12 protein-coding genes and 1 tRNA gene are annotated in these 12,818 nt (G+C 45.7%); 4 read left to right on the top strand and 9 right to left on the bottom strand.

All coding sequences use genetic code 11. From position 1 onward, the window contains the following. Positions 1–29 precede the first annotated feature (29 nt). Genes LL912_RS21650 through LL912_RS21640 form a run of 3 tightly spaced genes read right to left on the bottom strand, consistent with a single transcriptional unit; the run spans position 30 to position 3,077 of the window. Positions 30–1,790, bottom strand: a complete 1,761-nt coding sequence (locus LL912_RS21650; RefSeq protein ID WP_235555700.1) for a tetratricopeptide repeat protein — start codon at positions 1,788–1,790, stop codon at positions 30–32. A gap of 59 nt (positions 1,791–1,849) precedes the next feature. After that, positions 1,850–2,770 (bottom strand): PstS family phosphate ABC transporter substrate-binding protein, encoded by a 921-nt coding sequence (locus LL912_RS21645; protein WP_235555699.1) that lies wholly within the window; start codon positions 2,768–2,770, stop codon positions 1,850–1,852. 4 nt (positions 2,771–2,774) lie between these two features. Next, positions 2,775–3,077: a hypothetical protein gene (locus LL912_RS21640; RefSeq protein ID WP_235555698.1), complete on the bottom strand. Its 303-nt coding sequence runs from the start codon at positions 3,075–3,077 to the stop codon at positions 2,775–2,777. 38 nt (positions 3,078–3,115) lie between these two features. On the opposite strand from LL912_RS21640, the gene LL912_RS21635 reads away from it, so the two are divergent. The 3 genes from LL912_RS21635 (at position 3,116) to LL912_RS21625 (ending at position 4,847) form a co-directional block, all read left to right on the top strand. Then, a complete protein-coding gene (locus LL912_RS21635) occupies positions 3,116–3,805 on the top strand; it encodes a polysaccharide deacetylase family protein (protein WP_235555697.1) in 690 nt (229 codons plus the stop codon). A gap of 142 nt (positions 3,806–3,947) precedes the next feature. Then, positions 3,948–4,712, top strand: coding sequence for a TatD family hydrolase (locus tag LL912_RS21630; RefSeq protein WP_235555696.1), 765 nt, complete (start codon positions 3,948–3,950; stop codon positions 4,710–4,712). 48 nt (positions 4,713–4,760) lie between these two features. Continuing rightward, positions 4,761–4,847: transfer RNA gene (locus LL912_RS21625), tRNA-Ser, on the top strand. Between the two features lie 224 nt (positions 4,848–5,071). Here the strand turns inward: LL912_RS21625 and LL912_RS21620 are convergent. Continuing rightward, entirely contained in the window at positions 5,072–5,641 is a 570-nt protein-coding gene (locus LL912_RS21620; protein ID WP_235555695.1) for a hypothetical protein, read from the bottom strand. Positions 5,642–5,948: 307 nt separating this feature from the next. Here LL912_RS21620 and LL912_RS21615 point away from each other — a divergent pair, with 307 nt between their 5' ends. After that, the gene (locus tag LL912_RS21615) at positions 5,949–6,737 is read left to right on the top strand and encodes a sulfite exporter TauE/SafE family protein (RefSeq protein WP_235555694.1); all 789 of its coding nucleotides are present in this window, start codon (positions 5,949–5,951) and stop codon (positions 6,735–6,737) included. A 443-nt stretch (positions 6,738–7,180) separates the two neighbouring features. Here the strand turns inward: LL912_RS21615 and tssD (LL912_RS21610) are convergent, their stop codons facing one another. From tssD (LL912_RS21610) to LL912_RS21590, 5 genes are all read right to left on the bottom strand, one after another. After that, complete coding sequence (tssD, locus tag LL912_RS21610) at positions 7,181–7,576, bottom strand: type VI secretion system tube protein TssD (RefSeq protein WP_235555693.1); 396 nt, start codon at positions 7,574–7,576, stop codon at positions 7,181–7,183. A gap of 96 nt (positions 7,577–7,672) precedes the next feature. After that, a complete protein-coding gene (gene tssD / locus LL912_RS21605) occupies positions 7,673–8,062 on the bottom strand; it encodes a type VI secretion system tube protein TssD (RefSeq protein WP_235555692.1) in 390 nt (129 codons plus the stop codon). Between the two features lie 145 nt (positions 8,063–8,207). Beyond that, positions 8,208–9,602, bottom strand: coding sequence for a DUF5458 family protein (locus LL912_RS21600; RefSeq protein WP_235555691.1), 1,395 nt, complete (start codon positions 9,600–9,602; stop codon positions 8,208–8,210). Between the two features lie 31 nt (positions 9,603–9,633). Then, on the bottom strand, positions 9,634–10,086 hold the full coding sequence (locus LL912_RS21595) for a hypothetical protein (protein WP_235555690.1): 453 nt from the start codon (positions 10,084–10,086) through the stop codon (positions 9,634–9,636). A gap of 250 nt (positions 10,087–10,336) precedes the next feature. Beyond that, positions 10,337–12,814: an ATP-dependent Clp protease ATP-binding subunit gene (locus tag LL912_RS21590; RefSeq protein WP_235555689.1), complete on the bottom strand. Its 2,478-nt coding sequence runs from the start codon at positions 12,812–12,814 to the stop codon at positions 10,337–10,339. Positions 12,815–12,818 lie beyond the last annotated feature (4 nt).

Here is a 12,818-nt window from a genome sequence, read left to right as displayed (position 1 = left end):
GAGCTGTTTTTATCTTATAAAATTCTGGACTACTTCTGCCCGCCAGTGCTGTCCTTTCGGGGTGTTGTACTTGTGGTGTCTTTAGCTCCTGCAGCGTTTCCTCCTGTCTGACTTTTTGAGGAACTGGCCGGTTTGCTATTCATTTTGTTCACCTGGTCAATTAAGCCCTGTACCTGCTGTTTCACATTATCGTTCGGTGCATTTTCCAGTGCAACGTTCAAATATTTCAACCCGTTTTCCTTATCGCCCTTTTCATTCACAAAATAAGGGAACAGCACGGCAGCCGCACTAAAAGCGTTGGCTTTTGCATCCCTTGCCGTATCCTTTTGTGAAAAAGCTACCAGTTTTTCTGCATCAGGAATCAGGATGTTCTTTGCGTTGGTAGAATCGAAAACGCGGCTATTATTAAATGTCCACAGATATCCATAGTTCACATCGGGGAATTTAGTCCGCATAGCATCAAACACCTTCCAGGATTTTTCGTATTCCTTACCCTGATAGTAAGCCCGGTAACCCGCATCAAAAAAGTCGTTAATTGTGGGATTGGGTTTGATCTCCAGGATTTTGCTCAGCAGGTCACCCTGTAAAGCATATTGTTTCTTATCTGCGAAAAATTTCGCACCTTCCTGCAACATTTTAATCCTTCCGGCAATGGTTGTATCTGCTTTCAAGCCATCTTCATACGCTTTCATTACTTCATTTTCCTTGCCTGGTGTAGCAGCATACACGGTAGCTTTCAGGTTGAAATCCAGCGGATCCATATCTTCTTTATCGGCATTCGCGAAATATTTTTCCATATAAGGCAGCGCCGATTTTGCATCGCCTTTATCTACATAGCTCCATGCCAGTAATTTGTACAGCTTGGGCTTGGCCAGGTCACCCATCTTTTGCAGGATGCCGGTACCGGATGCGATGGCCTGGTCATATTTTTTTTCCAGATAGAATGTTTGCGCTTTATAATAGTCATTCCAGGGGCTGGGATCAGAATTGGCAATGATCTTATCTGCTACGGTATTGGCTCCGGCGTAATCCCCGGTACCGATTTTGTATTCGTACAACGCATCATAGGCAGGTACATAGGCGGGGTTTGCCGCAATCGCCTTATCTATATTCTGCAGGTAAAGATCATAATTCCGCTGCGATTTAAAGATCAATCCGTTTCTCAGGTACGCTTTTGCAAAGCTGGGTTCTGCGCTTACCGCGTCACTGTAGGCTGTAAAGGCCGCTGTACCATCGCCCGGTTTTGCTTTACGGTAAGCATCGCCCAGGTTGGTAAGAATATCAGCCTTTAACCAGCTGTCTTTTGACTTTTCGGTTTCAGCCTTTGCTTCTTCCAGTTTCTGAACCGCGTAATTGATATCGCCGATCTTGTCGATATTATTATACTCTTTTGTAATGGCAGCCCCTACCGCATTCAGAATTTCGGGGTCATTTCCTTTACGGCCCTTGCTGGCGGTTAAAGCGGCTTCAAAACTTTGTTTAGCTTCGTTTGCTTTGCCATCCATCAGTTGCAGCTGGCCTTTTGCCACCAGCAGCCAGGCATCATTCGGTTTTGCTGCCAGTGCTTTGTCTAGGGCTTGCTGAGCACCGGCTTTATCCTGATTATCGATATCTGCACGAACCAGCCAGTAGGTAGCTTCCGGTTTATCGCCTTGTTTTTCAAAAATTGATTTTGCTCCCAGCACTTTTCCCGAGTACAATGCTTTTACACCATCCTGTATGGATTGAGCATTTACTGCTACCCCCAGGATTACTGTAAGTGCTAAAAGCCCGATTTTTTTGTTGATCATTTTTCTAATTTTATTTTACCAGTAAATAATAGAATTGTAAATATACCCTTTTTTAAATTTTATTCTTTTGTTTGTGCCGGCCGAACGATGAAGTTTCGCCGCCCCGGCATTAAATACGCTCTTTTAAAAATCAACTGCCCGATTTCACCTGCGATAAACTCTGCAAACCCTGTGCCTAACCCCCGGTGCCCTTCCTTTACAATATAAACCAGGTCCCTCGTCATCGGATACCGTTTCGTGTAGATATTGGCCTGCACCGGTAAGACATATTTTCCCGGCTTGTCGCTGCTTTCCACCTGCACAATTTTAACCTTTTTTAAAAAACTTAACTGTTGTGCGTCGTCCTGGTTCCCGATCCAGCTCACCCCGATAAATCCAATGGCGTTGGGATTATTCGCCACAAACTGAATCACCGAGTCACTGGTACTGGCTCCCATCGCTTTGGAGGTTATCTTTTGACCTTGTAATACGCTGTCTAACAGGAACCGCACCGTGCTCGTGGCAGATAGTCCGTCAAAAACCGGTGTCAGCGGTTTGATATAATTCCCCGTCAGCACCGACCGGATCTCTCCCATCGTCATTAAAGTGTCGCTGGAAGACGGATTTACAATCACAGCAACCGCGTCACGGGCTACCGGCAATTGTTTTACCACCACATGCAGCGAATCTACAACCGACCGTATCTGCTCCTCCGATAATTTTACGGTAGCGATCACCATCCGGATGCTGTCGTTGAACAAATCGGCCATACATTCGGCTTCGGGCTTGTATTGTACATGGATCTTTGCGCTGTCATTATTGGATTCATATACCTGTATCAACGCATCCACGATGGGCCGGAATGATTCATCGGCACTGATCGTGATCGCGCCCTTTTTAGGAGTATCCGTAAATGCACGAGCCTGGTTGTCGCCGGATGCGCAGGAATACAATAGGATCCATAACACACTGCCCAATAATACAAGGCGCAATATTTTCATTTCTCTATTTAAAATAATTTTTTTTGTACCCCCGGTAAATACGCCATCCACCGTAGATAACAAACAACGCTCCCAGCAGGATATCTATTGTGTCTGGCGGAAATCGTTTGTTCAATGCCAGATCAAACTGATGCCGCAGGAGCAAAAACACTCCTACAAAAATGATGACTCCCCCCATTGCATAATCCAATACCGATCGCATCCCGGCAACCCGTTTGTTCCGTTGCCTTTCGTAATCTTCCTTTGATTTTACAGTCATATCGTTGATGAGGAGCGGCAATTTATTGATTTTTCTAATTAGATACAAAATTTTAAAATTCCATAATACGCAGACCAGCCGGGGGGGTGAAGTATCTGTTAAAATCGCCGGTGTTTGAATTAAATGCTATTTTTATTGATCGTATGTATTTTGTAAAAACTCCCCGGTTGTTGAAAATGGTCTACGCCCGCTATCTGTGGAACCTGCCGGCATCTGAAAAAAAGATTTTTTTAACATTCGACGACGGCCCACATCCGGTAGCCACTCCATTTGTGCTGGAGCAACTGCGATTCTGGAATGCAAAAGCTACTTTTTTTTGCGTAGGAAAGAATGTAGCCGCCGAAAAAACGCTTTACCAAACCCTTCAAACTGAAGGACACCGTGTTGGAAATCATACGCATAACCATCTAAATGGCTGGAAAACAGACACTCATACTTATTTAGAGAATATACAACTGGCCGCGGGCTTTATCGACTCGGAGCTCTTCAGACCCCCATATGGACGTATCAAAAAAAACCAGGGGCGACTATTGCAGAACGGTGCTTTAGGACGAAGGTTCCGGGTGATTATGTGGGACGTTTTAAGCGGCGATTTTGACCGCAGCCTGACACCGGAAAAATGCCTGGATCATGTTGTGAAACATACCCGTAACGGATCGATCGTGGTTTTTCACGACAGCGAAAAAGCTTTTAAAAATCTTGCTTTCGCCCTGCCCCGGATGCTTGAATTTTTTTCCAAAAAGGGGTTCACATTTGAAGCGTTGCCAGCAAACTGATGGTAAAAACAGGGCCCGGGTGAATACCCAAGCCCGATTTTTAATCCGTACCCTATGAAAACTTAGAGGTGAAGGTAGATTGTTTTCAACACTTTGTCAAAAAAATATTGGTTAATATTGCCATTTTAACAACCCCTGAATCATGCTGATAGATACGCATGCCCATATTTACAGTAAAGAATTTGATTCCTGCCGGTCCGAAATGATCCAGCGTGCCTTTGATGCCACCGTTTCGGCGATCCTGATGCCGGCCATCGACAGCGAAACCCACGCTTCTATGTTGGCGGTGGAAGCGGCATATCCCGGAAAATGCCTGAGTATGATTGGGTTGCACCCGGTTTCTGTAAAAGAACACTTTAAAGAAGAACTTCAAAAAATCGAACTCCTGTTAAAAGAACGGTCCTTTATCGCCATTGGCGAAACGGGGCTCGACTTTTATTGGGACCTGAGCTTTAAACGGCAACAGGAAGCCGCACTGGAACAGCAGATCGAATGGGCACTGGAATACAGGCTTCCCCTGGTCATTCATAGCAGGGAATCTACAGATGCCTGCCTGGAAATCATCAAAAAACATACACCAAGAGGGCTGCGGGGGGTGTTTCATTGTTTTGGAGGCAGCCTGAGCCAGGCCAGAGCGATCATTGATGAAGGCTTTTACCTGGGAATCGGTGGGGTGCTGACCTTTAAAAAAGCCGGGCTGGACCAGGTTTTAAAGGAGTTACCGCTAGACCATATTGTTTTAGAAACTGATGCTCCCTACCTGGCCCCGGTGCCATACCGAGGAAAACGGAATGAACCGGCTTTTCTGCCGCTGATTGCGCAAAAGCTGGCCGAAGTAACCGGAAAAGGCGTTGAAGAAATTGCGCAGATCACTACCGCCAATGCAAAAAAATTATTCGCTTTATAGCAACGGATCCCGTATTTTTGCAGCCCTTCCGATGGATACCGGGAATTTGGAGACGTGTCCGAGTGGTTGAAGGAGCACGCCTGGAAAGTGTGTATACGGGAAACTGTATCGCGAGTTCGAATCTCGCCGTCTCCGCAAATCGCATTGAATAATCAATGCGATTTTTTTTATTGCGGTTGCTCCTGGCCGGGCAGTCAGGACACTGTCCGAGGGGTGGGTCAAGGTTTGTGTGGACCTGGCAACGATTCAAAATACGTTAATCCGGAATTCTACTGCAGCCACAGTTTTTTTGAGTATTGGGAATTTCGCCCCTGCAATGGCAGATATCTACTTAGCGCTTCCAATACCCGAAGTTTGTTTTAATGTATTTGACGGAGGTTATCTCCCAACAACTCGCCTAGTTTTAATTTTTCAATTTGGCTTAGGGATGTCGTATTAATATATTCGAAATTCCCAACCGTGCTACTCATACCAAATAAAATTACATAGTCGCCGGAAATCACAAAACTATCAAATCCCCTCCAGACAATTCTTCTACACGAGATTTTGTTTTCATAAAGATAATATTCATTGTTAACTGTGACTTTATAAATTCCATCTAATTTATTTAACTGTGACTGTAATCTCTTTTGCATTTTTTTTCTCTTCCTTAGCTGAATAAAGAGAATATATAGCGCCACCAAAATCATAGCGCAGCCTAACCCAATCCAGAAACTAAAATTGTAATTATTGACAACTTGTGCGTCATTTTGCAGCGATTTTAGGTCGTAGCCGCTTCTAAGTCCCATGGTTAAAAACATGATACCTAAAAGTCCAAAACCTATTATAAATCTAATAATACTTCTGAAGCTTCTGCTCCAGGCAATATTGTTTACGTATAACAAGTTTTCTTTGTCATTAGTACCCGAAACAATAATATCCAAATCCATTCAGAAAAAGTTATAAAAGCAAAAGTAAATAATTGCTAAAATGAATCCGCCGATCTCTTTTTGTATACCATTCAATTCACCATTGCTTCAAATCCTCATTCTATGTCTGCCCTGGCCCTTATTCCGTAAGTTATTCAGACCAATTTTATCAAAACCTGAGCCCCACAAGTTCCGCTCTGCTACGCTTGGAAAACAATGGGTACCCATTTATAATAACATCCTTGGAAGAGAAATCAACCTACCTCACCGGTAGGCTGCTTTTCCAAACCGCCGATTCTTCCGATATTGAGGAAATTATCTGAAGCTGTTGGAAGTAATCGGTTATATCTGTTCCTTGTTGATCGGTGTGTCGCTAGGGCTTATTGGCAGCGGCGGCTCTATTTTAGCCATCCCCATACTGGTCTATTTTTTCGCGCTTACGCCGGAGCATGCTACTACGCATTCCTTGTTTATCGTGGGCATTACGTCGGCTATAGCCGTTCGGAAACATTACCGGTTTGGAAATCTTAAGATCCGGGAAGCCCTTTACTTTGTCGTTCCTTCCATTATCAGCCTCCTGGTTTCCCGAAAATATCTCTTACCCGCAGTTCCGGAAGTAATTTTTGACCGTGGCTTTATTGTTACCAAACACCTGGTAATGATGGTGCTGTTTGCCCTGCTCATGATGGGCGCCTCGTTTTCCATGATCCGGAAACCCATCCCTCCAACGGCTCCGGGCCATATTTCGGTGAGCCGCCTGGTATTGCTGGGGTTGCTGATCGGTGTCGTAACCGGTTTTCTGGGCGCCGGCGGTGGCTTCCTGATTGTGCCCGTTCTGGTTTTTTATGCGGGTATGCGCCTGCGACATGCTATTGCCACCTCGCTCCTCATCATCACCGTTAACTCGCTCAGCGGGTTTATCGGCGACCTGGTAAACCATGTGGTGTTTGACAAGCAGATTTTGGTAACGGTGTCGGCCACGGCAATAGCTGGTATGTTTGGGGGATTGTATTTGTCAAACCGGATCGATACCCATAAACTGAAACCGATCTTCGGGTGGTTCGTCTTCCTGATGGGCCTTTTTATACTTGCCAAAGAGCTGTTCTTTAGCCGGTAAAGATCGCTTCTCCGGAAGCTGTTTTATTTAATGAAACCGGTTCTTCAGCCCTAAAGATCCCGCGGTTATATATGCATTTCCAAATCAACGCTGTGCCTGTAGAGGCCAACCGGAACAGTAGCAATGGTTCTAATCATCCTTCAGGGGCTGATCTTCTTGAGGCTGTCTTGGCATTATTTTATCCCTACGGGATTTTCTGCGCTGGCATCACACCCGGAGGATATAAAAAAAGTACCGCCTGAAAACCATTCATCCGGTACTTTATAAAAGGGATTAAATTCGTTACATTTCATCAGGCCGGCATCTTATTGGTGGGATTGATTATTTACTTCTTCCCCTCGGATCTTTTTGCGCATGTATTACCAGATCCACATCCTGAGGATATAAAAAAGCCTGCTGAAATTTATTCAGTCTGGTACTTTTATAAAGGGGTTCATACCTGGTTACACTTCGTCCGGCCAGTTATTTTTGTATGTAGAATCGTTTAGTTTGATTTCCTTGGCACTTAGCTGCATGGAAATCTGCATGGGGTATTCTCCATTGTGATTGTATTCTTCCTGGTAGTCGATACAATGCGCATCGCTGAACTTTAGTGTTTTCAGTTTGCTCATGCTATCCCGCCTGTAGAATACAACTTCCCCGCTTTTTGTTTGTGTGGAGCTGATCATCCAGTCGAACAGGTTGGTATTGCCGTTACTTTCAATGGTAATATCAATAACCCCGCCCATTGGAATAGAGGTAGGCCGGTTGGTGCGGTCGGTTTCCTGCGAGAACCGGAAACGGCAATTAAGCACCGTAAGCTCCTCGCCATCGGCTGTAAATTTTGCTAGAAATGACATAGATAACAGTTTAAATAACCCGATCCGTTAGCCAGACCGGGTTATGATTCGATTAGAGATAAAAGCTGATCCAGCTTGAGGCATCCAGGGCCGGTATTAAACCGCCCATTGGTTTACATGAGAAGCATTACCCATTGAAATTTCTTTCGCAGAAATGGTAAATGTTTCTGTAATGGGATTATCACTGGTAGAATTAAAGTTCTCCCGATACTGCACAAGATAGCCTTCCTTGAAGTTGAGCTCTTTCATGGTGGCATCTGAGTCTCTTTTAGTGAACACGATCTTACCATCTTTTCTTTCGAAATTGTTGCACATCCATTCGAAGAAGTTGGTTTCACCGGTTGATTCAACGGTGAGGGTGATTTTTCCACCACGGGTGATCGAAGACGGACGACCCGTTGCGTCGGTTTCTTGGTTCAGCGCATAGTTCATGTCGAGGATGTTGACCTTTTTGCCAGCAACCTCTAATTGTGCTTTAAATGACATAACTGTACATTTTAGGTTAAAAAATAAAAAGTATAAAAACTATAAATAAAAAAAACGTGCTCAGGGCATACAATAACGCGCCGCCGCTGCATTGCTGGTTGCATGCCGGTACTGTTCCTTATGTTAGCGCCTCAAAATCGCAGATTTACTTTCCCTCCTGTTCGTATTTCGACATCCATTCTACACCATCCGGGTCATCTCCCTTCTGGCCCTCCAGCTTTATAAGGAACGTCTTAGCCGGAAAATAGGGTTTTAAGTGTATATCTAAATGGATCCGGTCTTTTTGAACCGGGTCCTGTTCAAATCGTTTAATGGTAAAGTTCTCAATGAGCTTGCTGGGACCTGTAATTCCATCCAGGAATTTTACAATTTGGGAATTGAGCTCCTTACGGGTATTGGCATTGAAGTTTTCGAATGCCCGCCTGTTCAGGAAGTCCATCATAACCTTTGCCACATAATCAAAGACCCGAACCACGGAATACGTTTGCAAACCGATATTGTCACCGTTGAAAAGTGTTTTGGCAGAAAAAGCCATTACTTTTCCATATTCTTTGGCCATGGGAACCAGACCCAGTTTTTCCAGTGAAGCGATCTCGCTCTTTTTCAGATCAAATTTTACACCGTCCACTTCGTTCATACTTCCGTATTTCTTACCGGCTGTTACCTGCGACATTAATGTGTAATAGATCTTTCCTGCCAGGGAACTGGATGGAGGTACATACAGGTGATCCTCTTCTCCCACGACATCCACCTTGCCCCGGCCAACCAGCCAGTTACAGGCCATGATCACATTTGAGCGGTAGGGATCGCCACCAGTAAGGTTGGCGGCTTCAAACAATTCCATCACATCATCTGGCGTATCGAGGTTCTCAAAATCCGTTACCAGCATCACTTTATTTTCATGCGCGATCTTGGCCCATTTTTCCACCACTTTGTTTGATCCCAGGTAACCCGGCAATACCAGGATGCCATAGTTATTCCGAAGATCCAGCCGGTCGTAGTTGTTTACCAACTCAGCCTGAACATAATCGATAAAACGGGTATTATCCAGATCTTTCAACTGATCCAGCTCCGCGTTCATAATGGATACATTCTTTACTTTCTGGCTTTCGGTATTTTTATAAAACAAAGCCACGGAGCGGTACGAACGTTCCAGGTCCTGGGTACGGTCCAAGGCCTTACGGAGATTTGCTTTTAATGTATTTTCAGCAGATGCCGCCTTTTGCTCACAGTCGTTCACCATCTCGCTGAGGTCGTCTGTCTTGCCCAATACGTCGACCCACCATTCCAGTGTTTTTTTCAGTTCTGCACGATCCGCTTTTTTCGAGGATTCTTCAAGGAAGATCTTTTTCCGCGCTTTGCGTTCGGGATTCAGGTTTTGCACGTTATCGATCGCAGATTCCAGCAGGTCAAATCCTCCCAGCCGAGCCAGAGCCTGCAGGTATGAATCAAGCGATCCGAGCTCCCGGGCCTCCGGTTGTTTATATTCTTTCTGTACGCCTTGTTCTTCCGGGGTCAGGTTATTTTGAGCAGTTGCCATATATTATTCAAAAAATAAGTCAAGAAAATCTTTATTTAGAGCCATCCAGTTCCTGGATCAAGACCTGCAATGCTGCCAGCAGGTTTTGTTTGGTATCCCGGTCGGCCAACGCCTGTTTCAACAATTTATTTGTTTTTAACTGCTTTACAATTTTCTGGTATTGCTGACGTTTCATATCCAGTTCGCTTAAATAAGCGCTCTGGCTGGTAACACCACTGGCTCCAAAATCGCTCAGCCCTTTAAAATGCAGGTCCTCCTTTTTAGTAGCGCCTTCTTCGGTCTCAAAGTCCATTGAAACTGTTGGTGCAAAATGATTAAAGACCGCATCAATATTGGTAAGCCCCTGTACAATTTCAGGTTTAACGGGCGGAAGATCGGTCAGCTTTTCAGCTAATAAAACACGGTTCTGGGGAATATCTGCAAAAGCTTCAAACGCATCTGTTTTTACTTCCGTACCACCAATACCATAAGGTTCTAAAGGCATAGCTATTAATTTTACAGGTCTAAAAAATTGATTCTTTTCCGTCAAGCACCTTTCAAAATATCTTAAGTCGGTTTTGAGACCCCATTCGACGTATTTCTATTTTTCAAGGTCAGCTTCTTCCAAAAATAAAAATAAATTTCAAAACAAATCTAAAAAATATATACAATCCTATAATAAATAATTATTAAATATACCCTGAAATAGCGATATCTCTGGATATCGCATTTAAGGATTCAACGACCTCCGGCATTCATTCCGGCACATTTTCCCAAACCAGCTCTTCCTGCTCCAGCCTTAACCGGGCTTTCCCCCCTGGTTGCAGCTCCCCTGAAATGATTTTCTTCGACAGCGGTCTCCGGATCTGCGACCGGATAACACCATGCAGCGGGCGGGCTCCATATTCGGGCGTAAAACCCATAAGCGCCAGCTTCTTTTTGGCCTCGGAAGTAATTTCAATGCCCACCTGTTGCTTTTCGAGTGCGGCGTATAATGATTTCAGATGAATGTCCAGGATCCGTTCTACCATCTGTTCTTTCATCGGAGCAAAGGGTACAATTTCGGTAAGACGGCCCAGGAATTCCGGGCGGAAATGATTGCTCATAATATTGAGCAAACTTACCGGATCCGGCGGGGCCTGGGTATTGTTAAATGACTCCACCACGTGCTTACTGCCAATATTGGAGGTAAAGATCACCAGGGAATTGGAGAAGTCGCCCTCCTTACCCAGTTTGTCATGAATCTTTCCTTCATCCATCAGTTGCAGGAAGATATCGAACACCGATTGGTGGGCTTTTTCGATCTCGTCAAATAATACCACCGAATAGGGTTGCTGCCGGATTTTGTTTACCAGCAGGCCGCCCTCTTCATAACCTACGTATCCCGGAGGGGCACCGTATAACAAGGCCGCGGAATGTTCCTCTTTAAACTCCGACATATCGAAGCGGATGATGTTGGTTTCGTCCTGGAACAGGAAGTCGGCCAGCGATTTTGCCAGTTCCGTTTTTCCGGTACCGGTCGGCCCTAAAAAGAAAAAACATCCGATGGGTTGCCCGGGTTTGCCCAGACCTGAGCGGGATTCTAAAATAGATTCGCTGATGATCTTAACTGCATGATCCTGTCCTACCACCCGCTGCTGCAGGATCTCCTCGATATTTAGCAGCCGTTCCTTTTCCTGAGCCTGTATCTTACCCAGCGGGATACCGGTTTTATCCGCAACAATGGAAATTACATCATTTTTATCCAGCTCTGTACGGTCTTGCTCTACCAGGGGTTTCAAGGTTTCATAAACGGCATCCAGGTATTTTATTACTTCTTCCCGGGTTTTCATTTGCATCGGATCTTCCGATGTAGGCACCGCGCTCCAGATCACCGGGCTCATCCCGCTTTTTAACTGCTGGTAATGCCATTGATACTCGGTTATTTCCGTTGGCGTTTCGCCATTATTTTTCAGGGCTTCATATTCGGTTTTACGGCTTTCCAGCAGGCTGGCTCCCGTATCTTTTACCAGGCGCAGCGCCGCCATGGAGCGGTCCGCAAGATCGATTGCCGCATCCGGAAGGCGCCGGTCCTTGATATACCGTTTTGCCAGTCGGATGGATTCATGCAGGGTTTCATCCGGTGCTGCGATCTTGTGGTGGGATTCGTAAAGCGGCATTACCGTTTTCATCATCCGGAAAGCCGCTATCGGACCGGGTTCTTCAACCGTAAGGGTTTCAAACCGGCGCGCGAAAGCTTCATCCCGTTCAAAATGCTTCCGGTATTCATCAATAGTGGTGGCCCCGATGATCGTAATGGCGCCCTTGGCGAGCTCGGGTTTCAGCAGGTTGGCAGCACCGGCAAAAGGCCCGTTCTTGTCGAGCAATACATGAATTTCATCAATAAAAAGGATGCCTTTTTCAAATTGTTTGATTTCATTGAGCACGGACTTCAGCCGCTCCTCCGTTTCTCCTTTGTAGGAAGCGCCTGCGGCCATGGCTCCGTTATTCAGCTCAAACACCCGGGCATTCTTCAGGAATGCAGGTACCTGTCCTTCCCGGATGGCAATGGCAAACCCATCCACCAATGCGGTTTTACCCACACCCGGCTCGCCAATCAGCAATACATTGGGTTTGGTACGCCGGCTCAGGATTTCGGCCATCATCCGGATTTCCTGTTCCCTGCCGATAATGGGATCCAGCTTCCCTTCTGCAGCCATCAGCGTTTTGTCGATCGCATATTTTTGCAGGGCTTGTTTGCCGGCACCCGTATTCTCTGCGGCCGCGCCCTGTGTTGCATTTTTTACCTCGTTAAGCAGCCGGGCTCCTTCATCGGATACAGACGCCAGAGCAATCAGCTGCTGCCGTTGCGCCGGGAATGTTTTTAACTGGTCGAAGGAAAAAGCTACCCCAGGAGTGCTGATAGAAGCTAATACATGAACCGGCTCTATTTCTTCAGCGCCCGTTTGTAAGCGGATATGATCGGCGTCGTCCAGCACAGCAGCAACATCATCCGCTGCCGGAATCTCATCTTTAAGTGCTGTGGATCTGGGAAGCGCCTCAATGCGCACATCGGCCCAGTCTGCCAGGTAATACACATCCATATCTGCCTGTACCAGTACCGGATCCAGCTCTACGTCCTTATGCAGTAAGGCTTTCAGCAAATGTGCGGACGAGTAGCTGCCATGCATGTTTTCTTTGGCAATCGCTTTGGCTATATGTATTGCTTTTTCGAGCGTTTTTGAGAATTGCATTTTG

Origin of the sequence: Niabella agricola (assembly GCF_021538615.1) — a bacterium.
Lineage (GTDB): Bacteria > Bacteroidota > Bacteroidia > Chitinophagales > Chitinophagaceae > Niabella > Niabella agricola.
Note: the sequence above shows the minus strand (reverse complement) of the source record. Positions and strands in the feature narration are given on the sequence as shown.